The 22,354-nt window shown below is 64.6% G+C and carries 23 protein-coding genes; 8 read left to right on the forward strand and 15 right to left on the reverse strand.

Translation table 11 applies throughout. The features are described 5' to 3' along the window. The first annotated feature begins 83 nt into the window (after positions 1-83). A complete protein-coding gene (locus AC50X5_RS04135) occupies positions 84-1,202 on the forward strand; it encodes an AI-2E family transporter (RefSeq protein ID WP_494974821.1) in 1,119 nt (372 codons plus the stop codon). Positions 1,203-1,348: 146 nt separating this feature from the next. Here AC50X5_RS04135 and AC50X5_RS04140 read toward each other — a convergent pair whose 3' ends face one another. Continuing rightward, positions 1,349-1,885, reverse strand: a complete 537-nt coding sequence (locus AC50X5_RS04140) for a hypothetical protein (protein WP_494974822.1) — start codon at positions 1,883-1,885, stop codon at positions 1,349-1,351. Between the two features lie 122 nt (positions 1,886-2,007). Between AC50X5_RS04140 and AC50X5_RS04145 the strand changes: the two genes are divergently transcribed. From AC50X5_RS04145 to AC50X5_RS04160, 4 genes are read left to right on the forward strand one after another with little or no spacing between them, the layout of a single operon-like run. After that, positions 2,008-2,331 (forward strand): hypothetical protein, encoded by a 324-nt coding sequence (locus tag AC50X5_RS04145; RefSeq protein ID WP_494974823.1) that lies wholly within the window; start codon positions 2,008-2,010, stop codon positions 2,329-2,331. A 5-nt stretch (positions 2,332-2,336) separates the two neighbouring features. Next, entirely contained in the window at positions 2,337-3,164 is an 828-nt protein-coding gene (locus tag AC50X5_RS04150) for a DUF1206 domain-containing protein (protein ID WP_494974824.1), read from the forward strand. 25 nt (positions 3,165-3,189) lie between these two features. After that, positions 3,190-3,966 (forward strand): hypothetical protein, encoded by a 777-nt coding sequence (locus AC50X5_RS04155; protein ID WP_494974825.1) that lies wholly within the window; start codon positions 3,190-3,192, stop codon positions 3,964-3,966. 51 nt (positions 3,967-4,017) lie between these two features. Beyond that, positions 4,018-4,485, forward strand: coding sequence for an SRPBCC family protein (locus tag AC50X5_RS04160; RefSeq protein WP_494974826.1), 468 nt, complete (start codon positions 4,018-4,020; stop codon positions 4,483-4,485). Here the strand turns inward: AC50X5_RS04160 and AC50X5_RS04165 are convergent. The 7 genes from AC50X5_RS04165 to AC50X5_RS04195 form a co-directional block, all read right to left on the reverse strand. Next, complete coding sequence (locus tag AC50X5_RS04165) at positions 4,482-5,948, reverse strand: FAD-dependent oxidoreductase (protein WP_494974827.1); 1,467 nt, start codon at positions 5,946-5,948, stop codon at positions 4,482-4,484. The genes AC50X5_RS04160 and AC50X5_RS04165 overlap by 4 nt on opposite strands. Positions 5,949-5,999: 51 nt before the next feature. Beyond that, the gene (cobA, locus tag AC50X5_RS04170; RefSeq protein WP_494974828.1) at positions 6,000-7,301 is read right to left on the reverse strand and encodes a uroporphyrinogen-III C-methyltransferase; all 1,302 of its coding nucleotides are present in this window, start codon (positions 7,299-7,301) and stop codon (positions 6,000-6,002) included. Positions 7,302-7,382: 81 nt separating this feature from the next. Further along, on the reverse strand, positions 7,383-7,841 hold the full coding sequence (locus AC50X5_RS04175; protein ID WP_494974829.1) for an SRPBCC family protein: 459 nt from the start codon (positions 7,839-7,841) through the stop codon (positions 7,383-7,385). 34 nt (positions 7,842-7,875) lie between these two features. After that, positions 7,876-8,829 carry an ABC transporter permease gene (locus AC50X5_RS04180; protein WP_494974830.1) on the reverse strand — a complete coding sequence of 318 codons (954 nt, stop codon included), beginning with the start codon at positions 8,827-8,829 and terminating at the stop codon, positions 7,876-7,878. Next, positions 8,819-9,544 carry an ABC transporter ATP-binding protein gene (locus tag AC50X5_RS04185; protein ID WP_494974831.1) on the reverse strand — a complete coding sequence of 242 codons (726 nt, stop codon included), beginning with the start codon at positions 9,542-9,544 and terminating at the stop codon, positions 8,819-8,821. Before AC50X5_RS04185 ends, AC50X5_RS04180 begins: the two co-directional genes overlap by 11 nt. Positions 9,545-9,569: 25 nt before the next feature. After that, positions 9,570-10,691 (reverse strand): ABC transporter substrate-binding protein, encoded by a 1,122-nt coding sequence (locus AC50X5_RS04190; RefSeq protein WP_494975223.1) that lies wholly within the window; start codon positions 10,689-10,691, stop codon positions 9,570-9,572. Between the two features lie 109 nt (positions 10,692-10,800). Beyond that, on the reverse strand, positions 10,801-11,967 hold the full coding sequence (locus AC50X5_RS04195) for an RtcB family protein (protein WP_494974832.1): 1,167 nt from the start codon (positions 11,965-11,967) through the stop codon (positions 10,801-10,803). 145 nt (positions 11,968-12,112) lie between these two features. Here AC50X5_RS04195 and AC50X5_RS04200 point away from each other — a divergent pair, with 145 nt between their 5' ends. Beyond that, positions 12,113-12,367: a hypothetical protein gene (locus AC50X5_RS04200; RefSeq protein WP_494974833.1), complete on the forward strand. Its 255-nt coding sequence runs from the start codon at positions 12,113-12,115 to the stop codon at positions 12,365-12,367. 73 nt (positions 12,368-12,440) lie between these two features. Here the strand turns inward: AC50X5_RS04200 and AC50X5_RS04205 are convergent, their stop codons facing one another. The 5 genes from AC50X5_RS04205 to AC50X5_RS04225 form a co-directional block, all read right to left on the reverse strand. Continuing rightward, complete coding sequence (locus AC50X5_RS04205) at positions 12,441-13,910, reverse strand: sulfate adenylyltransferase subunit 1 (protein ID WP_494974834.1); 1,470 nt, start codon at positions 13,908-13,910, stop codon at positions 12,441-12,443. Next, a complete protein-coding gene (gene cysD, locus AC50X5_RS04210; protein WP_494975224.1) occupies positions 13,910-14,830 on the reverse strand; it encodes a sulfate adenylyltransferase subunit CysD in 921 nt (306 codons plus the stop codon). The genes AC50X5_RS04205 and cysD overlap by 1 nt, the downstream gene beginning before the upstream one ends. A gap of 131 nt (positions 14,831-14,961) precedes the next feature. After that, complete coding sequence (locus AC50X5_RS04215; protein WP_494975225.1) at positions 14,962-15,693, reverse strand: phosphoadenylyl-sulfate reductase; 732 nt, start codon at positions 15,691-15,693, stop codon at positions 14,962-14,964. A gap of 122 nt (positions 15,694-15,815) precedes the next feature. After that, positions 15,816-17,561 (reverse strand): nitrite/sulfite reductase, encoded by a 1,746-nt coding sequence (locus AC50X5_RS04220; RefSeq protein ID WP_494974835.1) that lies wholly within the window; start codon positions 17,559-17,561, stop codon positions 15,816-15,818. Between the two features lie 74 nt (positions 17,562-17,635). Then, positions 17,636-18,370: a sirohydrochlorin chelatase gene (locus AC50X5_RS04225; protein ID WP_494974836.1), complete on the reverse strand. Its 735-nt coding sequence runs from the start codon at positions 18,368-18,370 to the stop codon at positions 17,636-17,638. A gap of 60 nt (positions 18,371-18,430) precedes the next feature. On the opposite strand from AC50X5_RS04225, the gene AC50X5_RS04230 reads away from it, so the two are divergent. Both AC50X5_RS04230 and AC50X5_RS04235 read left to right on the forward strand, forming a co-directional pair. Continuing rightward, complete coding sequence (locus tag AC50X5_RS04230) at positions 18,431-19,141, forward strand: trimeric intracellular cation channel family protein (RefSeq protein ID WP_494974837.1); 711 nt, start codon at positions 18,431-18,433, stop codon at positions 19,139-19,141. A gap of 14 nt (positions 19,142-19,155) precedes the next feature. Further along, entirely contained in the window at positions 19,156-19,581 is a 426-nt protein-coding gene (locus AC50X5_RS04235) for a hypothetical protein (RefSeq protein WP_494974838.1), read from the forward strand. A gap of 329 nt (positions 19,582-19,910) precedes the next feature. Here AC50X5_RS04235 and AC50X5_RS04240 read toward each other — a convergent pair whose 3' ends face one another. Together AC50X5_RS04240 and AC50X5_RS04245 are read right to left on the reverse strand one after the other, a co-directional pair. Next, entirely contained in the window at positions 19,911-21,011 is a 1,101-nt protein-coding gene (locus tag AC50X5_RS04240) for a polyprenyl synthetase family protein (RefSeq protein ID WP_494974839.1), read from the reverse strand. After that, positions 21,008-22,345, reverse strand: a complete 1,338-nt coding sequence (locus AC50X5_RS04245) for a geranylgeranyl reductase family protein (RefSeq protein ID WP_494974840.1) — start codon at positions 22,343-22,345, stop codon at positions 21,008-21,010. Before AC50X5_RS04245 ends, AC50X5_RS04240 begins: the two co-directional genes overlap by 4 nt. Between the last annotated feature and the right edge of the window lie 9 nt (positions 22,346-22,354).

Consider the following 22,354-nt stretch of genomic DNA (forward strand, 5'->3'; position numbering starts at 1 on the left):
CGGTTCATCAGTAGGCTTAGCACTTGACGAAGGTAGATATCCGACGGCGCCAACGGTGCCAGCCGATTTGCGAGGAGCGACCCATGGCCGAAGCAACAAAGCCCAACGCCACAGCAGAGGCACTGTGGACTGACGGACTGGGCAGGGTAGGAACGCGCGCCGCCCAAGTCCTGCTGATCCTGACGGTGGTCGCCGTGGTTGTCTACGCACTGATGCAAATTAAGCTGCTGGTTATCCCGGCGCTGATCGCCCTGATCCTTGCCGCTGCAATCGGGCCGTTCGTATCCATGCTCCGCCGCCGCGGCTTCCGTCCCGGAGTGTCCACAGCGGTTGCCTTCGTCGGGCTGCTGGTGGTGCTTACCGGCGTGTACAACCTGATCGTCATCTCGGTACAGAACCAGTGGGAGGAGCTTATTCAGCAGGCAACCACCGGCTTGGACGAACTCGAGCAATTCCTGCTGACGGGGCCTGTTCCACTTCAGCAGGATCAGCTGACCCAAGCGCGGGAAGCAGTCATTGGCTTCGCCACCAGCAGTCAGGCCCGGTCAGGTGCGGTAACAGGGCTCTCCGTGGTGACAGAGTTCCTTGCGGGAGCCATATTGATGGTGGTTATCCTCTTCTTTTTCCTCAAGGACGGCCCGAAAATCTGGAACTTCCTCCTGCGTCCCTTCTCGGGCCACCGGGAAACCAGGATGCGGCGGGTGGGCACTCGCAGCCTGGAAGTCCTGGGCGGGTACGTCCGGGGCACAGCTATTATCGCCGCGGTTGACGCTGTTGCGATTGGCGCCGCACTACTGATCTTGCAGGTTCCCTTGGCAATCCCGCTGGCCATCATCGTGTTCATAGGTGCATTCATTCCTCTGGTTGGCGCCACCGTTGCCGGCATCCTCGCAGCCCTGGTGGCCCTGGTAGCCAATGGTCCGGTAGTTGCGCTGATTGTGGTGGCCGTGGTGATAGCCGTGAACCAACTCGAGGGCGATCTGCTGCAACCGGTGGTTATGGGCAGGGCCCTGGAGTTACACGCCCTGGTGATCCTGATGGCGTTGACGGCCGGCACCATCGTTGCCGGCATAGTAGGTGCCGTATTGGCTGTTCCTCTCACGGCCGTGATTTGGGCGGTGATCCAAGTATGGACAGCGGAAGACCCCGGGGTCCAGGACATAAACCCGGACCTTCCGCCGGCAAAAACCGAGCCAACGTAACCTGCCGACGGACAATCCCGAGGGCAGCAAAAATGCCGGGTCGCGCCATGCGCGTCCCGGCATTTGCACTATCATTTGGGGGTTGTAAACATCCAGTTCAGCGGGTGACCGAGTGCCTGACTCCCGGCAGGACTGGAACGGAACGCTTAGGAGCGGAGGCCCTGGAGTACGTTCTTGGGCCGCTGCATCTCGCCATGCTTGGCGCCAAGGACAATCACGGTGCCGGCGAAGACGGGGATAACCCACTGAAGAACCTGCAACTGCTTCTGCGCGGCCTTCAGTTCATCGGAAGCGCCTGCACGGGGTTCCGTGGCTCCCACCGCACCCTCGTCGGCCAGCTTCTCCACCTTCTTGCCCAGAATGCCTGAGTAGAGGGATAGGGACGCACCCGCCAGCGTCACGGCCGTCTTAATGACGGTATCGCGGGCCACGCCGTCCTGCTTTGCCACCCTCTCCTTGTTTTCCAGGGTGACAGCAAGGCCTGCCGCGAGGTGCGTGATCAGCGCGGTTGCCTGCACCGGTGCCCAGCGCATCCAGCCAAGGCTCGAGAGGCGCGTCCGCTCGCTTGGATCCTTGGCCGCAGCCGCTGCGCCGTTAAGGCCGATTGCTCCCATCAGCGTGCCGCCAAACCACGCCGCTGCCGTGAGATCGTGAACTGACCGGGCAAAAAGGTTACCTGCCATGTTGAGCTCCTTACAGTTGTGCGTAGTGCAATCCCGCCGAATCACGGTCAATGCTCCACAGGGAATATGGTGGAACCATACTAAGCACACTTACTATGGTTCCGAAAGACAGGAGGCAGACCATGGCGAAACATACTGCAGAAGACAGCCCCGGCTCCACAGAGACGGGGACAATCTTTGGCTGGGCTTTCGGTGACGAAGGGAGGCGGGAGGACACCGCCTACGTCCAGGAACTCAAAGATCAGGCGTTGGAAAACGCCAGAAGCGTGGCAGCTTCCCGAGGGTTGGAGGTGCTCGACCGCTCCGCAGCGTACACCGTGGTCGGCGCCCATGACACCGTGCTGGAGCTGGACAACGCCCCGGACGGCCTGATTATTCGCTGCACCGTCAAAGTCACGGGACCTGGTGCCGAAAAACAACACGCAGAAGGCCCCATGAACGGCTGACGGCCATGGCAGATAGGGAATCGGGCATCAGCGAAGCCGCCGACGCCGTCGAGCAGGCAAGCGATAAGAAAGCTTTGGATGTACTGGCCCGAACAGGCTTCGCCGTCATGGCACTACTGCACATCATCGTCGGCGGGATTGCGGTCACCCTTGCCTTCGGCCGCCCCGGCGAAGCTGAAGCCACCGGTGCCATTGAGCAGCTTGCTGCCAATTCCTGGGGGCCGGCGGTCATGTGGGCCTGCCTGATTTCCTGCATGGGTCTCGCTTTGTGGCAGGCGAGCGAGGCCACGCTGCGTGCCCGGCATTTGCCCGGCAAGGAGCGGCTGGCCAAGTTGGTTTCATCCGGCTTTCTCGCAGTGGCTTACGGCAGCGTCGGGTTCACCTTTGCAGCATTCGCTCTGGGACGGCGCCGTGATTCCAGCGAAACCACCCGTGACTTCAGCAGCAATGTGATGACAACCCCCGCGGGTCCGTGGCTACTTGTGGGCCTGGGCCTGACCGTAGCGGGCATCGGCATTTATTTCATAGCCAAGGGCCTCCGCCGGGGATTCAAAGTGGAGCTTGCCCATTTCGCTGGCACCCGCCGCGGCAAAGTCATCGATACACTGGGCATCACCGGCCATGTGGCAAAAGGGGTTGCGCTTGGTCTGACCGGCCTGCTCTTTGTCATTGCTGCCGTCAAGCACAACCCCGAGGAGTCCACCGGACTGGACGGCAGCCTCAAGGCCTTGCTCGGGCATCCTTTCGGTCCCTACCTGCTCGTCGCCATCGGCGCCGGTTTTATTGCCTATGGTGTTTTCGCCCTGGTTCGTTCCCGGTTCGGCCGGATGTAGCCAGCCAATGGAGAGAAGGAATGCCATGACCCCAAAGGCACCCGGAAAAGCCGGCGCCATCGCTGCGGAAACAGCAGGACGGGCATTTGGCGTACTGTTCCGGATTATGAAGGTTGCGCGTCCTGTGCGGCCTATTCATCCGGACGGTGTGGCCTTGCATGGTGAGCTGGTCAGAACCGGAAGTCCCGCCGAACCAAGTGGCATAGAGTGGCTTGACTCTGCGGGGACTGACACCGTCCAGGCCCGCGTCTCACGTTCGGCAGGGTTGCCGGAGAGGCTTCCGGATATCCTGGGCCTGGCGCTGCGTATCACGCCTTCCCTTCAGGTCGGGCAAGACCGGCGGGAAGGGCAGGGCGGCCATACCAAACCACAAGGCGTCGCCGATATCCTGTTCTCCTCCACGGGGTGGCAGGTACCGGGAAGGTACCTGCTGATGCTCAAACGCGATGCCGCAGATGCCGCCCTGACCACGATCATGCCGTACCAGGGCCATCGGGGAGCGGTGCTGCTGGGACTGCGGACCATGAGCCTTCCGCAGACATCGCTGGAGGGCGGCACCCTGTTTGCCGGGCCCCTCGTTGACGCTGACTGGGTGCTGGAGCTGCATTGGGCCAAGCCAACAGGGCCGTGGCGGCCGTGCGGCGAGCTTCGCCTCAGGGCCTCGCAGGATGCCCGCGATACGCCGTTGCGCTTCAACCCGCTGGAGAACCCGCCACCCGGGGCGCGGATATATCCCTGGACCCGCCGGCTGCGGGAACGCTCCTACCGTGTTGCACAGCAACCGGTGCCGCCGCCGTCGTAATTTCAACCGTCCGAAAAAGCTCGCTTCCTCCCCCTCGTAGAAAGGACTTCGATGTCCAGCGTGTCCCAGCTGTTCGATTCCCCTGCCGCTGACGTATGGAAAGTGATAGCCGACGGATGGCTCTACTCAGGCTGGGTGGTGGGCACGTCACGGATCCGCGCTGTTGACGATCGTTGGCCGGAGGTCGGCACCAGGTTGCACCACTCAGTCGGTGCGTGGCCGCTGATCATTAACGACAGCACGCTGGTAACCGCAGTCAAACCCGGGCGGCTGCTGGAAGTCACCGCCCGGGGCTGGCCCATGGGCGAAGCCCGGGTGGTAATCCGGCTGGAGGACCGGGGTGGCCAGTCCCTGGTGACGATTGCAGAAGATGCCAGCCGGGGCCCCGGAAAGATCATCCCGAAATTTCTTAGGACCCCAGCCATCACGCTCCGCAACCGCGAAACCTTGAGGCGCCTGGAACTGATGGCAGCAGGAGGGGCCGGACGCAGCCGTCCGGCCCCTGCAATAATTCCTTAGACCTCCGCAGCGACACCATCGCGGGAGATCTGCACCATGTCCTCGCGCGGCACCACCTTGATGCGCTCGCGCTTGACCGCAACGCCGTGCGACCCTCCAGCTTCGGTGGCTGCAGCCCCCAGCGCCAGCTCGTGGGCGTCCAGCGCAAGCCACCCTTCCCAGCTGGTGAACTTCACGCCGCGGCGTTCCAAAAGCTCGACGACGGCACTTGCCTCCGGGACCGCGGCAACCGGGAGGTTTTCGCGGTCTTCCAGCAGATAAGTCACCGTCTCCAAGGCGTCGCCCTTGGTGTGGCCGATCAGGCCGACCGGTCCACGCTTGATCCAGCCCGTCGCGTAGATGCCCGGCACATAGGTGCCGGCGGCATCCAGGACGCGGCCGCCGTCGTTCGGGATGACACCCTTCTTGTGGTCGAATTCGATCTCCGGCAGGGCGGATCCGAAATAGCCGATCGCACGGTATACGGCCTGGACCGGGTAGTCCACAAACTCTCCGGTGCCGCGGGCGTTACCCGTGCCGTCAAGCTCGGTGCGTTCGAACCGCATGCCGGCTACGCGGCCGGGAGTCTCGGCGTCGTCAAAAATTTCTACCGGGCTGTGCAGGAAGTGCAGGTGCAGGCGGCGTGAAGCCTTCAGCTCGGAAATGTCCTCGGGCTGCTCGGCGATCCAGTTGGTGAGCGTGCCCACCATGGTCTTGGTCTGGTTGTTCGTCTGGATCTGGCGGTCCGATTCCTCGTCGAACTCGAAGTCCTCCGGGTACAGGATGATGTCCACGTCCTTGGAGTGGGTCAGTTCGCGCAGTTCCAGCGGGGTGAACTTGACCTGTGCGGGGCCGCGACGGCCGAACACGTGGACGTCAGTGACCGGGGAGGCCTTGAGCCCGGCGTAAACGTTGTCCGGGATTTCCGAGACCAGGAGGTCGTCGGCGTGCTTGGACAGGACGCGGGCCACGTCCAGGGCCACGTTGCCGTTGCCGATCACGGCGATCTCTTTGGCGTCCAGCGGCCATTCGCGGGGAACGTCAGGGTGGCCGTCGTACCAGGAGACGAAGTCCGCGCCGCCGAAGGAGCCCTCCAGTTCGATGCCCGGAATGTTCAGGTCCGCGTCCTTGATGGCGCCGGTAGCGAAGATGACGGCGTCATAGTGGGTACGGAGGTCCTCGATGGAAATGTCCGTGCCGTAGTCGACGTTGCCGAAGAAGCGGATGTCGCCGCGGTCCAGGACCTTGTGCAGGGCATTGACGATGCCTTTGATCCGCGGGTGGTCGGGGGCAACGCCGTAGCGGATCAGGCCGTAGGGTGCCGGGTAGCGGTCGAAGAGGTCGATGCTGACCGTGAGCTCACCGCTTTTGACGGCCTCGCTCTTGGTGAGGATGTCCGCCGCATAGACACCGGCGGGGCCGGAGCCGACGACGGCGACGCGCAGCGGACGCTCTGCAGTTCCTACGGTGGTGCTGTGTGACACGGCTGTGTTCCTTCTCTTCGGACTCTCCCCAACAACTGCTGCTTAGTTGGGCTACGGGGTGCTGACTCGGGTTTTCGTCTGGCTGTAATTCTTGGACGTACGCGGGCGGTTCGGGGCGGTGGTGCTGTAATCGGCTGTCTTGAAATGCGATGGTGCGAAAGGGCTCACACGGACGACGTCACCAATGACGATCACCGCTGGATTTGCGACGCCGACTGCTTCCGCTTGGTCCGCTATGGAACCGAGCGTGCCGATCGTTACGCGCTGGTCCGGCAAATAGCCATTCTCAACGATGCCAACCGGAGTGTCCTGAGGCAAACCGGCGCTTGCCAATGCTGCCGTGGATTCGCGTAATTTGCCCACTCCCATGAGCAAAACCACAGTATGGTCAGCACGCGCAGGAACCTCGGAAAGTTCCTCATGGCCTGTCACAACACTGAAGCCTTTGGCCAGGCCACGGTGTGTGACAGGAATTCCGGCGGCCGCCGGGACGGAGATCGCCGACGTCACCCCCGCTACAACCTCGACCTCGACGCCGTGCTGCCGGCAGTATTCCGCTTCCTCGCCGCCGCGGCCCAGGACATAGGGATCGCCGCCCTTGAGCCGGACAACGCGATGGCCCTCAAGAGCCTTCTCCACCAGGATCCTGTTAATCTCAGCCTGGGGCACGGGGTGGTGGCCGGGGGTCTTGCCCACCTCGATGACCTGCACGTCAGGGGCCAGTTCCTTGAGAAGCCCGCGCGGACCCAGCCTGTCCGCCACCACAACGTCTGCCTGCCCCAGGAGGCGGCGTCCGCGCACCGTGATCAGGCCGGCATCGCCGGGGCCGCCACCCACCAAGGCCACCGTGCCGGTGGTCGAGCCTGTCGAGACCCGACGGCGGCGCAATGGGAGGTCGCCACTGTCCAGGGCCGTGGCGACAGCATTCCGGAGGGCCATGGCGCGGCGGGGATCCCCCCCGGCATTGACAGCAATATGCACGTCGTCCACGACGGCTACCGCCGGCGTCCAGGCCGCTGAGGACTCGTGGTCGGAGGCGTTGACGCACCAGATGCGCTGCGCCTCTGCGTCAGCCGCCACCTGGGTGTCCACTTCGGGAAGTCCGGTGGCGGTCTGGACGAACCACACGCCATCGACGTCGGTACTTAGGTATGTGCGCGGCTCCCAGGTGAGGAGACCGGCGTCGGACATCTCGCGGAGCGGCTGCGAGGCTACCGGGGAGACCACTGTGACGCGCGCACCGGCGTCCAGCAGGCCCTTGGCACGGCGGGCAGCCACGGGGCCGCCGCCCACCACCAGCACCGGGCGGCCGAGGAGGCGCAGCGCTGTGGGGTAGATGTCCTGAATTGCCATGGAACAACGGTAGGGCCGCGTCACATTTCCCAACAACGCCGCAGCAACACCCGTTCACGCGAGGTAACCGTGCGTCACATACTAGTTACTGCCGTCAGCGAGTCCTGCCAGGAAGCGGCCCCGCCCTGCGATGAGCCGTTCAAGGTACCGGGCGAGCACCAGGCGTTCGGCGAGCAGGCCCACCATGCCCAGCGGAGCGGTGAACTCGACGCTGTCCGTCATGATGCAGCCGTGTTCCGTCTCCTCGAACTCGTGGACGTGCCGGAAACTCTGGAACGGCCCTTTGACTTGCTCGTCCACAAAGCGGGCCGGGAATTGGAGTGATGTGATCCGGCTGGTCATGGTGAGCGGGAGCCCGAAGTGCCGCGCCCGCCATGTGACGTCCTGCCCCACGCCGATCAGCCCGGACGTCACGCCGCCCACCGCCCGCTCCCCCGCATTCTTCTGCGACTTCACATGGGCGTCAATACTGCGGGCAAGATCGAACAACACTTCCCGCGGGAGGGATGTTTGGGTGTGGCACACAAAACTGACGGTCATAGGGCCAGTGTTTCAGAGGTCCGGGGCCGTTCCGCTAGCGGGTGCTGCCGGAGAGCAAGCCGCGGCTGCGCAGGAGCCGCTTTTCGATCGGCGCGAACACCAGCAGCTCAATGAGGATGCCGACGGCAAGGATCATCAGGATCGCGGACATCACCATGGTCATGTCCGCGAGCTGCCGTCCCTGGTCCAGCAGGGAGCCCAGACCAAATCCGATGGTGCCGCCCACAGCAATGATTTCCGCTGCCATCAGCGAGCGCCAGGAAAACGCCCAGCCCTGTTTCAAGCCGCCCAGATAGCCCGGCAGCGCGGCAGGCAGAATGACCTGCAGGGCCATCTGCAACCGCGATGCGCCCAGGACGGTGCCTACGCGCCGGTACTGCGGCGGGATCTGGTCGACGCCGGAAATCAGCCCGTTGATGATGGACGGGATCGCACCCATGAAGATCACGAAATACACAGTGGCTTCTGTCAGGCTGAACCAGATGATCGCCGCCGGGACCCACGCTACGGAGGGCAGCACCTGCAAGCCCGAAATCAGTGGACCGAAGGCCCTCCGCAACGGGGCCACTTGCGCCAGCAACAAGCCCACCGGGGTGGCGATGGCAACGCTGATCACAAACCCTATGAGCCCTCGCTGCATGGATGTCCCAACAGCCTCCTGCAGCTTTCCTTCACCCCAGAGGACGCCCATCTGGCCCACCACGTCCAACGGTCCGGGGACTTGGTCCCGACGCTTGAGTCCGAGCGAGACGTAGAACTGCCAGATCAGCACCAAAACCACCAGTGCGGCGACGGGCAGGAGGATCCGGCTCCAGTCAATCCGGGACTTACGCTCGGCGTCGGACTGCAGCGAGTCCAGCCCGGCTTCCAATTCGCGGAGGTCCTCGTGGCCGGAGGATGTCCGGGTCAGGGCAGCGGTGATTGAGCTTGTCGGTATCGGGGGCTCGACGGACTCAACTGCCGGATCGGATACGGATCTATTTGGCATGGCGGCGAATCTCCTCCCGCAGCCGGGCGGTGATGGCGCCGGTCAGCTGGCCGGCGAGCCCGGCGTCGGTTCGGTGTTGTTCAGTAACGGTCCATTCCTCGACTACTCGGCCCGGGCGGGAGGACAGCAGCAGCACGCGCTGGCCCAGCCTGACCGCTTCACGGACGTTGTGGGTGACGAAGACAATGGTGCGCCCGGTTTCCTTCCAGATGCGTTCCAGTTCGTCATGCAGCAGGTCACGGGTGATGGCGTCCAGCGCAGCGAATGGCTCATCCATCAGCAACAGCTGCCGGTCCTGGGCTAACGAGCGTGCCAGGGACACGCGCTGCCGCATGCCGCCGGACAACTCGTGAGGCCGTTTGTCCCCCGCACCGCCAAGGTGGACCAACTCCAGCAGCTCCTGGGCCTTGAGGCGGCGCTCGATCTTGCCCACTCCGCGTAGCTTCAACGCCAGTTCGATGTTCTCCCGTGCCGTGAGCCAGGGAAAGAGTGCGGCGTCCTGGAACATGAATGCGGCGCCGTCGCTGGGCACTTCCAAGGCGCCCGACGACGGCGCTTCCAGTCCCGCGATGATGTTCAGCAAGGTGGACTTGCCGCAGCCGGACGCACCGAGGAGGGCTACGAACTCGCCCTTTTCGAAGGTGGCGTTGACGTCATCCAGTACCGGGGCGCCGTCGCCGAAGCGCTTGCCCAGATGCTCCAGTACGACTGGCATGATGCTGTCCTTAGGTAGTGGTGGATCAGTCCCGGCCGAGGCCGGCTGCAGAAATCTTGTCCGTGCCGCTGGCCGCCGTAACCTCGTTGAGTGCACGGAGGTCGAAGATGCCGTTGAGGTCGGCCTGCTGGGTGGTTCCCGCAGCAACGCCGTCTTCCAGGAGCTTCGTGTAAGTACCGGCAAGAGGGTCCGCGGTGAACTTGATGTTCTGCAGAGCCCGTTCAATCACGTTCCCCGGCAGCGGCTTTCCGGCTGTTTCCTGGAGGACGGCGTTGATGGTGTTGGCTTGCTCTGCCGGGGACGCGGTATTGAGCCAGTTGACGGAATTTACGTGGCCCTTCAGCAGTGCCCGCACAGTCTCCGGGTGCTCGGCAGCGAACTCCTTGTTGACGATCAGGATGGTGGTGCTGAAGTCACCGTTCTCCCATTGGTCCTTTTCGTCCACCAGAACCTTCGCTCCGCCTTCCAGAACCAGACGTGAAGCCCACGGCTCGGGCAACCACGAGCCGTCAAGCTTTCCATCCTGGAAAAGCTTCAGGGACTGGGCGTTTTCGGTCGGGTTGATGAAGACGTCGCCGCTGCCATCGGTGTTGGTCTTGTAACCCTGCGCGCCCAGCCACGCGCGCAGCGCCACATCCTGGGTGCCGCCGAGCTGTGGCGAACTAAGGACCTTGCCCTCGAGGTCCGCCGCAGAGGTGATTCCGGGTTGGACCACCAGTTGCGCGCCACCAGCTGCCGCGCCGGCGATGATACTGACTGACTCTCCGTTGCTCTTTACGAACGAGTTGATTGCGGGATTTGGCCCGATATACGTGGCATCGATGGCTCCGGCGTTCAGGGCCTCGATCGCGGCCGGCCCTGCGTTGAAGGCCTGCGTGCTGAGCTTGGTGTCGCCGAGTTCTTTGGCAATAATGCCCTGGCTGGTGCCCACCAGCGCGGGGGCGTGCGTCACATTCGGGAAGTAGCCCAGCCTCAGCTCGCCCGCCGGGGTAGGTTCAGCGGCCTGCGCCTCCGCAGTACTGCGGGAAACAGTGGACGCGACCACGGCTCCTACGGCGATGAGCAGAACCAGCCCGATGGCCAGGGCAGCCTCGACGGCACGCTTGTGCTTCGGCGCGGTGTCTTCGCCTGCCACAATGCGGATCATCCCTGGCTTGGAGCTCGTCATTGTTTCACCATAGGGAGTCCGGTGAAACGCGTTCAATGATGCGGAAACGGGGGGTCACGCGGGTTCATGCAACGTCACATTGCGTCCGTCAGTTCCCCTTCACATTGACCAGCTGGCGCAGTTTATGGCGGACGCTGACCAGGTCAGCAGCGTCGCGCATGACCTGGTCGATCGGCTTGTACGCTGCCGGTATTTCATCTATGAACGCTTCAGAGGCGCGGAACTCGATCCCGTGCATAGCCGTTTTCAGCTCGGCCAGTGAGAAGGTTTTCCGCGCCGCGTTCCGGGAGTACTCGCGGCCTGCACCGTGCGGCGAGGAGTTCAGCGAGGCCGGGTTGCCCAGCCCTTCCACGACATAGGAGGCGGTACCCATGGAACCCGGAATGAGGCCTGGATCTCCCGGCCCGGCCTTGATGGCGCCCTTGCGTGATACCCACACCGACTTGCCGTAATGCGTTTCCTGTTGCGTGAAGTTGTGGTGGCAGTTGATCCGCTCGCGTTCCTGCACCGGACCGTCCACCCAATGCGAGAACTGGCTGATCACGCGGTCCATCATTTCCTCACGGTTGAGCAGGGCAAAGTGCTGGGCCCAGCGCAGCTCCTCGATGTATCTTTTGAACTCGGACGTGCCCTCCTCCAGATAGGCGAGGTCCGGATCCGGCACCCTGATCCCCTTCTTCTGGATGTACCGCTGTGCGACGCCGATGTGATGCTGGGCGATTTTGTTGCCGATGCCCCGCGACCCTGAGTGCAGGAACAGCCAGACGTCCTCGCCCTCATCGGCGCAGACTTCGATGAAGTGGTTGCCTGAACCCAGCGAACCGAGCTGAAGGTCCCACTTGGCCAGGTACTGCCCGGGATCAAAGCCGGCTTTGGCGGCGAGCGTCTTCAGCTCGTCAACCCGGGGCCGGGCGGTGGCCAGTACGGTGCGGTTGTTGTGGCCGGCGGAGAGCGGAATGGCACGTTCGATTCCTTCGCGCAGCCGCCTCCGGTCCTTGGGCAGGTCCTTCAAGGAGTACTGCGTCCGGACGGCGATCATGCCACAGCCGATGTCCACGCCCACAGCGGCCGGAATCACCGCTTTGAGGGTGGGAATCACGGAACCAACCGTCGCGCCTTTGCCCAGGTGGGCGTCCGGCATCAGGGCAAGATGCGGGTAGATGAACGGCAGCTGCGCGGTAGTCAAAGCCTGCTCGCGGGTTTTCCCGTCCAGGATCGAGGCCCAGTTGATGAGCTTGCTGTTGATGGTCTCCATGCCCGCCTCCCACCGCCGTCTGAGGACTAACCCGGCTCCTAGGCTAACCCCCGGGTCCGCCCGGCCGCCCCTTGCATTTGGAGAGACAGCCGGAGGAGCGAAACCATTCGGAGTCTGAGAGGTCCTGATCAGCAGGCGGGATGAAGTGGACCCCGTCCGCCACGCTGGAGCGTCCCGGCCAGGGAAATACCAGCTGGACATCCATGTCAGCGCCGACCACAGCACCCGGGAACCTATTCCGGAAAAGGACCTTGAGCAAGCCCAGACCTGGGCACAGGAACGGATCGAAGCCGAAGGTGCCGAGTTCGGGGCCATCTACTTTCCCGCAGGAGGCGGCACCAAACCCGGCTCCGGAGCTCTCGAGTGCAGCTACGACCGTGCGGTCGGCTGGTACCGCTGATTGGGTTCCGGGGTAGCCCCCGAAACGCGAAGCCCCGCACCGGAGTTTTCCGGTGCGGGGCTTTCACCGTGGATCAGATCGAGTAACGCTCGTCCTCGTGGTCGCCGGGGTGGTCCTTGACCATGCCCGCGGCGAGCGTGTTGCCGTCCTGGGGATCGATCACCAGGAAGGCGCCCGTGCGGCGGTGGTGCAGGTAATTCTCCAGCGGCAACGACGCTGCGAGCCGGAGCTGCGCGTGGCCAATGTCGTTCAGCTCAAGGCTGGAGGACGGTTCCAGCTTGAAGGACGCCAGGTCCAGCTTGCCGTTGACGTTGCGGACCATGGCCTGGACCGTGCGGGTACCGTGCTTGACCAGCACCTTGGCACCTTCGCGCAGCGGCTTGGGCGACAGCCAGCAGAGCGCGGCGTAAAGATCAGCAGAGGCTTCGCGCACACTGCCGGCGGCGGCAATCGTGTCCCCACGCGCGACGTCGAATTCCTGAGCCAGGCGGATGGCCACAGACTGCGGGGCGGCTGCTTCCTGAAGTGAGGCACCGGCGAAGTCGATCCCGGTCACCGTGGTGGTCCGGGGCTCCTGGCCTGGCGTCAACACTGAAACGGAATCACCCACCTTCACGGAACCTTCGGTGATCTGGCCGGCATACGCGCGGTAGTCACGGTAAGCCTCCACATCCAGGCCACCGGCAACAGCGTCCGGAGCCAGAGCGCCCTGCGGCCGGATGACCAGCTGCACGGGGAAGCGGAAGCTCTCCAGCTCGGCGTCGATTTCGTCCGCGGCGGGCAGGGTCTCGAGAACCTCCAGCAACGCCGGGCCGGTGTACCAAGGGGTGCGCTCGGAGCGGTCCACCACATTGTCGCCCTCCAGCGCGGACACCGGAATGACCAGCAGGTCATCGATCTGTTCTGCTGAACCAAGCTCGGCGGAACCGATGCCCAATTCGCGGGCCACCTGCTGCACGTCCTGCTGGATCTGGCGGAACACGGACTCGCTGAAGTCCACCAGGTCGATCTTGTTGACGGCCACAATGACGTGCGGAACCCGCAGCAGCTGCAGCACGGACAGGTGCCGGCGCGTCTGCTCCAGCACACCCTTCCGGGCGTCAATAAGCACGACGACGGCGTCCGCAGTGGACGCGCCGGTCACCGTGTTCTTGGTGTACTGCACGTGCCCGGGGCAGTCCGCGAGGATGAAGCTGCGCTGGTCCGTGGCGAAGTAGCGGTAGGCGACGTCGATGGTGATGCCCTGCTCGCGCTCGGCCCGCAGGCCATCGGTCAGCAGCGCCAAATCAATTGCCTGCGTACCGGTGGCACCTGCGCCGCCAAACCCGCGGTCCGCAGAGGTCCGCGCCACGGCGTCCAACTGGTCCGCCAGGATGGCCTTGGAATCGTGCAGGAGGCGGCCCACCAGGGTGGACTTGCCGTCGTCGACGGACCCTGCGGTGGCGAACCGAAACAGCGTGGTGGGCAGGTTCTCGTTGATTGAGCTTGTCGAAATCCCGGTCTCGGCAGGCTCGACCACCGAAGTGTTCACATTCGAAATCATTAGAAGTACCCGTCCTTCTTGCGGTCTTCCATGGCTGCCTCGGAGATGCGGTCATCTGCACGGGTGGCGCCACGTTCGGTGATGGTGGAGGCGGCTACTTCCAGAACAACAGCCGCGACATCGCCAGCATCAGATTCCACCGCACCCGTGCAGGACATGTCGCCCACTGTGCGGTACCGGACCAGCTTGGTGATGACTTCCTCATCAGGGCGTGGCTGCGAAACCTCACCCACCGCGCGCCACATCCCGTCGCGGGCGAAGACCTCGCGTTCGTGGGCGTAGTACAGGCCCGGCAGCTCGATGTTCTCGCGCTCGATATAGCGCCAGATGTCCAGTTCGGTCCAGTTGCTGATGGGGAACGCGCGGACGTGCTGGCCCACGGTGTGCCGGCCGTTGTACAGGTTCCACAGTTCGGGGCGCTGGTTGCGCGGATCCCACTGGCCGAACTCGTCGCGGAGGCTCAGGATGCGTTCCTTGGCCCGGGCCTTGTCCTCATCCCGCCGGCCGCCGCCGAAGACGGCGTCGAACTTGTTCTTCTGGATGGCGTCCAGCAGCGGGACGGTCTGCAGCGGGTTGCGGGTACCGTCGGCGCGCTCGGCCAGCTCCCCGCTGTCGATGAACTCCTGGACACTGCCGACGACGAGCTTAAGTCCCAGCCTCTCCACCGTCCGGTCGCGGAACTCGATGACCTCGGGGAAGTTGTGCCCGGTGTCTACGTGCAGCACGGGAAACGGCACCTTGCCCGGCCAGAACGCCTTGGTGGCCAGGTGCAGCATGACCACGGAGTCCTTGCCGCCGGAGAACAGCAACGCAGGCTTCTCGAACTCGGCAACAACCTCGCGGATGATGTGGATGGCCTCGGACTCAAGGGTGTCCAGGCTGGAGAGTCTTGTGGAGACGCCGAACGCCGCTCCCGCCATCGACCCCGATGCCGCCCAGGGAGTGGCATCGGGCCTGTCGGAGCGGGGCGCGATGCTGCTTGCAGCATCGCCGTCCCGCGAAGGGGCGGGGGCGGCATCGGGGTCAACGACCACGGAAGTCTGATAGTTGCTCATACGTGTAGTCCGCATTCTGTCTTGTCGGTACCTGCCCAGCGGCCGGCCCTGGGATCATCGCCGGGTGCTACCTTGCGTGTGCAGGGCTGGCAGCCGATCGAGGGATAACCCTGGGAAAGCAGCGGGTTGACGGGCAGGAGATTGTCGTCGGAATACTGCACCAGCTCATCGAAGGTCCAGGCGGCGACGGGGTTGACCTTGACCAGGCCGTTCGTTTCGTCCCACGTGACCAGGGGCGTGTTGGTGCGGGTGGGGGCTTCGTCGCGGCGGACCCCAGTGAACCAGAGCTCATAGGTGGCCAGCGTGCGGCGGAGCGGGGCTACCTTGCGCAGCGCGCAGCACTGTGCGGCGTCTCGGGCGAAAAGGTCCTTGCCCAGGAGCCGGTCCTGCTGTTCCACGGTGTTCTCGGGGAGAACGTCCACCACGTTGACCCGAAGGTTTGCCGCCACCTCATCCCGCGTGGCGTAGGTTTCCGGAAAGTGGTAGCCGGTCTCCAGGAACAGAACGTCGACGCCGGGGAGCTGGTCCGCCACCAAAGCCGGCAGGACGGCGTCAGCCATGGAGCACGCCACGGCTACCGCGGGCAGCTCGAAGTTCCGCGCCACCCAGGCGATGACGTCACCGGCCGGGGCGTCCCAGCCGAGCTCCGCAGCACCGGACTCGGCGAGGGCTTTCAGTTCTTCCTTGGAGCGAAGGGCCGGCTTGGCGGGAGCTGCGGTTGCCACGATCGTCGCGACCTGAGCCGCGACGACGTCCGGGGCCGCAACGGGGGTTGTTCCCAAGGCATGCTTGGGCCCACGGCCGCCGGGGTCCCCGGCCGGGCTTGCGAGGTTGGGGTGTGGCTGGGGACTCACTGGAGGGCCTCCTCATCTGCTGCGTGGGCCCATTCGGCGAAGGTCTGGCCTTCGGCGCGCTGGGCCACGTAGGTGCGGACGACACGTTCGACGTAGTCCGGCAGGTCCTCGACGTATACCTTGAGGCCGCGGACAGTCCGTCCCAGGCCTGCTTCCTCGCGTTCGTTGGACGCCAGCCCGCCGCCCAGATGGACCTGGAAACCCGGTGAGGGGTCGCCGTCGGGCGTTGGAAGCATCATGCCCTTGAGCCCGATGTCCGCCGTCTGGATGCGGGCACAGGAGTTGGGGCAGCCGTTGATGTGCAGGGACAGCGCCTCGGGGAGCTCGCCGGAGCCCACGAGGTCCGCCAGGCGGCGTTCCAGCTCGGCGACGGCGCTGGCCGCGGTGTGCTTGGTTTCAACGATGGCCAGCTTGCAGTATTCGATGCCGGTGCAGGCGATGGTGCCGCGGCGGAACACGGACGGCCGGGCAGACAGGCCAAGCGCGTCCAGTTCGGCAACCAGCGGCTCCACTTCGTCCTTGGCCACGTCCAGCACCACCAGCTTCTGGTGCGGGGTGGTGCGCAGGCGGTTCGAACCACGTGCTTCAAGGGTGTCCGCGAGCTTCACCAGCTGCGAGCCGGAGAGCCGGCCGGCCAGCGGGGTGGCACCGATGAAGAACCTGCCGTCCTTCTGTTCGTGCACGCCGATGTGGTCGCCCGGCGTGGTGGGCTTGGGCGCGGCCGGGCCGTCCGCCAGCTTGTAGCCCAGGTATTCGTCCTCGAGGATCTGGCGGAATTTCGCAGGACCCCAATCGGCCATCAGGAATTTCAGGCGGGCCTTGGTGCGCATGCGGCGGTACCCGTAGTCGCGGAAGATGCTGGTGACGCCGAGCCATACTTCGGCGGCCTCTTCGGGACGGACGAACGCACCGAGGCGCTTGCCCAGCATGGGGTTGGTGGACAACGCACCGCCGGCCCAAAGGTCGTAGCCAACACCCAGCTCCGGGTGGCGCACGCCTACCAGGGCGAAGTCATTGATCTCATGGACCACGTCCTGGCTGGGGTGGCCGGTGATGGCGGTCTTGTATTTCCGCGGCAGGTTGGACAGCAGCGGGTTGCCGATGAACCGCTCGCCCAGCTCGTGGATCAGCGGGGTGGGATCGATGATCTCGTCCTTGGCGATGCCGGCCACGGGCGAACCCAGGATGACGCGCGGGACGTCACCGCAGGCTTCGGTGGTGGACAGGCCCACAGCTTCCAGACGCGTCCAGATCTCCGGGATGTCCTCAACGCGGATCCAGTGCAGCTGGATGTTCTGGCGGTCTGTGAGGTCTGCGGAGTCGCGGGCGAAGTCGACGGAGATCTGCCCGATGACCCGCAACTGCTCCGTGGTGAGGGCGCCGCCGTCAATACGCACCCGCAGCATGAAGTACTTGTCTTCGAGCTCGTGCGGCTCCAGCGTTGCGGTCTTGCCGCCGTCGATCCCGGGCTTGCGCTGCGTGTACAGGCCCCACCAGCGGAAGCGGCCGTGGAGGTCCTGGCCTGGGATCGAATCAAAGCCCTCTTTGGAGTAGATGGACTCGATACGCTGGCGCACGTTGAGGCCGTCGTCTTCCTGTTTCCAGGTTTCGTTGGCGTTCAGCGGGGTGGTGCCGTCCACTTTCCACTGGCCGTGCGGCTTGGCGGCAGGTCGGTTGGCCCGGACGGGTCGCTTGGTGCCAGCAGAGTCCGCGCCTGCTCCGGCTAGAGCTGTATCAGTCATGCCTCGACTGTAGGTGCCACCGGAATTTCGTTACAAAGGTCCGGAAACCCTAGGTCACCTAGGGACACATTTCGTCACAGAGCTTTTGCGACGGCGGCGTCGTACCTTTCCAGTGCAATCTCCGCGAGCTCGGGCGCCGGCAACAGCGGCGCAGTCACGAGGTCCGCGCCGGCCTTTGCAAGCTGGTCGTGGAAGTACCCCGGCGCCAACAGGTAGGACGCAATCACGACCCTGCCGCCGTCGTCCACTGCTCCGGCTGACTCCCCCGCTCCGGAACCACCTTCCAGTTTGGTGCGCAGCATGGCGACGGCATCCGGCACGGAGGGAACGGCGGACGCTCCGTAGGCGGCCACCATCCGGTTTGGCCGCAGCGCCTGGAGCTGGGTGAGCAGTTCCTCCACGCTGACCGCGGCGTTCGCGTTCGAAGAACCTGCCGCAGCCAGTACGACGGCGTCGCGGTCGGTGACACCTGCTTCTGTCAGCCGCCGGTCAAGTACCTGGGCCAGGCGCGGATCCGGTCCCAGTGGAGCCGCTGCGAACGTGCCGGGGCGCCTCTTCGCGGCCTTCGCGATGTCCACCTTCACGTGGTACCCGACGCTCAGCAGCAGCGGCACGATCACCGCCGAGTCGCCTTCCGGTAACCCGGCCACGACGTCCACCAGGTCCGGCTGCTGCACGTCCACATAGGCTTCCCTGACGTCCAGGCCAGGGCGCAGGGCGGCGATCGCAGCGCGGAGCGCATTGACCTCGGCGGCGCCGGTCTTGCTGGACGTTCCGTGGGCACAGGCGATCAGGGTGGGGCTGTTCATACGGGCTAGCGTAACGTTGGAGCTGCCCTGTCCGAACCCCAGAAACTGCCGGGACGCTCCATGACATTCCCCTTTGACATCGCCCTGGTGTGGCTTGACCTGGCCGGCGTGTTCTTCTTCGCTGTTTCCGGATCCCTTCTGGCTGCCCGGAAACAGTTCGACATTGTGGGCTCCCTGCTCCTGGCTTCACTGGTCGCATTGGGCGGCGGCGTCATTCGCGACATCATCCTCAACACCCCACCGGCGGCCTTCACCAACCCGGCCTACCTGGCCCCGCCGCTGCTGGCTACGGCGCTTGTGTATTTCCTGTTCTCCAGCGTCCAGCGATTCACCTCGCTCCTGGTGCTGTTCGACGCCGGCGGGCTGGCACTGTTCTGCATCACCGGTACGTTGAAGGCCCTGTCCCTTGGGATGAACCCCATAGCAGCGGTCCTGCTGGGCGTGACGACGGCCGTGGGCGGCGGGCTGCTCCGCGACATCACCGCCAACGAGGTGCCCCAGCTGTTCAACCCGAAGGACCTGTACGCACTGCCGGCTTTCCTTGGAGCCTCCCTGACTACAGTGTTGTGGACAACCGGTACCTTCGCCGCACTGACTGCCTGCGCTGTGGCGGCCCTGGTGTTTGCGTTCCGCGTGCTGGCCTGGCAGCGTTCGTGGCATGTGCCTCTGGCGGTGCGGGGCTGGCACCGGCTGGGACTGGAGGGGCATTCCGGCTCTGGCGGTGGCTTTGGCGGCGGGCGTTCCGGCGGCTCTGGGGCGGGCCGGGATTAGCTAGGATATGAAGCATGACTGACATGTTCCTCGAGAAGTTCCGCGCGCTTGTTCCGAAGTATCTCGAGGATGAATGGCAGGAAGAGGACGGCCTTTCAGTCGAGGAGCTGGATGAGGCCTTGTCCGGTCACCAGTTCAGCGTCCCGCTGGTGCTGCGCGAGTTCTACCTGGCTGTTGGCGGCTGCGAGGATCTCATGGAGGCTTACCACTACTTCTGGGATCCTGAAGAGCTCGAAGTTGACGATGAGGGCTTCCTGATGTTCCTCGAGGACGAGGAAGAGCAGTTCACCTGGGGCATCCGCGCCGGCGACCTCGGCATCCCGGACCCGATCGTGTACCGCCGCAACAACGCCCGGGGCCAGTGGAAGAGCGAGGAAGGCACGTTCTCCGAGTTCGTGTTTGACATGTTCGACTGGGCGTTCAACGACGAAGAAGACTAGGCCTATCAGCTTTCCCAACTAGGTAGCAGTAGTTGCCGTTTACAGCCCCGTAAACGGCAACTACTGCTACCTACTTGCTTTAAGGCTCGCAGTGTTCGGCGCGACGGGGCGTGACAAGCTGCCGCACAACGGACTTGCATCTTGTGACAAAACTGTCATACACTGTTTCCGGGTTCGCTAAACGCCTCCGGCGGACCTGATGCGAACGGAGAAATGGCCCCGGTTCCGCGCGACGTATGACTCGTATCGTTGCAAAGGAAACGGGGCCATTGCATCTTAACCAGGCCAAGGCCCGCGAAGGGTGCCCGTCCTTGGCCCGGAAGGCGAAATCAGCTGGCGCGGTCCACCACGGCAACAGCGAAGCTGGACAGCGAGTCCTTGACGACTCCCTCCGGCAACGGCGCAAGGGCAGCAATGGCGGCGTCAGACCACTCACGGGCCACCGCCCAGGATTCAGCTGTAACGGGGTGTTCCCGGAGCCCGGTCACGGCAGCAGCCAGCGCCTCATCGGAGCTGAGGTCACCGTCGATGAGCTTCAGGAGTTCGACGGCGGATTGGTCCCCTGCCGCGGCATCGCGCCGGAGCAGCAGTACAGGAAGCGTGGGGACGCCTTCGCGGAGGTCCGTCCCTGGCGACTTGCCGGACTTGACCTTGATCCCGGTGACATCGATGACGTCGTCAGCGAGCTGGAAGGCGACGCCCACCCGCTCGCCGTATTCAACCAGGACGGACTCAAAGGCCGGATCGGCTTCGGAGAAGATCGCGCCGAGCTGGCCCGACGCGGCCACCAGGGAACCGGTCTTGTCCGCGATGACGGAGAGGTAGTGCTCCACCGGGTCCTCGTCCGGGCGCGGACCCACGGTCTCGTGAAGCTGGCCCAGGCACAACCGCTCGAACGTCCGGGCCTGGATGCCCAAGGCACGCGTGCCAAGCTCGGACACCAGGATGGACGCGCGGGCAAAGATGAGGTCGCCGGTGAGCACGGCCACCGAGTTGCCCCAGACCTCGTGGGCAGTAGGGGCGCCGCGTCGGAACGGGGCAGAGTCCATGACGTCGTCGTGGTACAGCGTGGCCAGGTGCGTCAGCTCCACTACCACCGCTGCCTGCACCACGGCGGGCAGCGAGGCGTCGCCAAGATGCGCGCACAGCAGGGTGAGCAGGGGCCGGATGCGCTTGCCGCCGGCCTCCACCAGGTGACGCGACGTCGCGTCAGCCAGCGGGTCCGAGTTGGCTATGGCTTCGCGCAGCTTCTTCTCCACGCGGGCCAGGTTGTTGGTAATGGCAGGGCCCAGCTCGGCGTCCTCCGCAATGGCCGCGAAGCCTGCGGGCAGCTGGAGTCCCGTGGCGATGGCGGTGGTGTTCAGGCTGGGGTCAGAGTCTGACAGGCCGTGTCCGGCGTGCGTCCAGCTGTGGTCTGCGGGGTTGGTCACGGGTTAACCCTAACTTTTTGTTGCGGATACCGCTGATTCGTTGCCGGTTGGGTATTCGATGTGTTCGAGGTGGCAGGCACCAGGGATTCAAGGACGCGGATAACCCTGTCTTCGAAGCCCTTCGCCGCCGGATCTGTGAGGTTGGCAAGGAACCGGACCACAAAGCGCATCAGCACGGGAATCGGCATACCGGTACGCAGTGCGAGCTTCATCACCGCCGGCTTTCCGATCAGTGCGGCGAACGCCCTGCCCAGCGTGAAGTGCGATCCCCACTGTTCCCGCACATAGTCTGCGTACCGCGACAGGTGTGCGTCGGCGTCGGAGGTTCCTGCAGAGGAGGAGCGCGACGAGGCGTCAATAATAAACTCGGCTGCGAACCGTGCGGATTCCATGGCATAGGAGATGCCCTCGCCATTGAACGGGGACACCATGCCTCCGGCGTCGCCCAGCAGCAGCAGGCCCGGCGAGTAGTGCGGCGTGCGGTTGAAGCCCATGGGCAACGCAGCGCCACGGATCTCGCCCACCTGGTTTTCCGGCGTGAACCCCCATTCGGACGGCATGCCGGCGGTCCATTCGCGGAGCACTTGCTTGTAGTCCAGCTTGCCGAATTCCCTGGAGGAGTTCAGGATGCCCAGGCCCACATTGGACGTGCCGTCGCCTACGCCGAACACCCAGCCGTAGCCGGGCAGCAGCTTTCCGTCGCGGCCCGGAAGCTCCAGCCAGCCTTCCATCCAATCATCGTCCGTGCGGGGAGACGTGAAGTACGTGCGCACGGCCACGCCCAGGGGGCGGTCGTCGCGCTTCCGAATGCCCAGCGACACTGCCGTTCGCGAGGAGTTTCCGTCGGCCGCCAGTACGACGTCGGCATGAAACTCGCGCGTCTCCCCCGTCTTCCGTCCGGACTCGTCCAGGAGCGCTGCCCGGACGCCGATGACGCGGCCGTCGTCGTTCCTTAGTGCATCAGTGACGCTGTGCTGCTCGAGGAGGGTGGCACCAGCGGACCGGGCATGCCGGGCAAGTTCCTCATCAAAGCCCAGGCGGGTGCGGATCAGGCCATACTGCGGAAAGTCGGAAACCTCGGGCCAGGGCAGTTCGATGGTGCGGCCGCCCGCAATCAGGCGCAACCCCTTGTTCCGGCGCCAGCCGTCCGATTCGGGGTGCGGCAGGCCCAGCTTTTGGATCTCGCGGACGGCGCGCGGAGTGAGCCCGTCGCCGCAGACTTTTTCGCGCGGGAAGCTGGTTTTTTCCAGGACAGTGACGTCGATGCCCGCCTTGGAAAGGTAATACGCGGCCGTGGAACCGGCTGGTCCCGCGCCGACGATCAGTACATTCACAGTGTCAGT

The organism is Pseudarthrobacter sp. MDT1-40-2, from assembly GCF_059383595.1.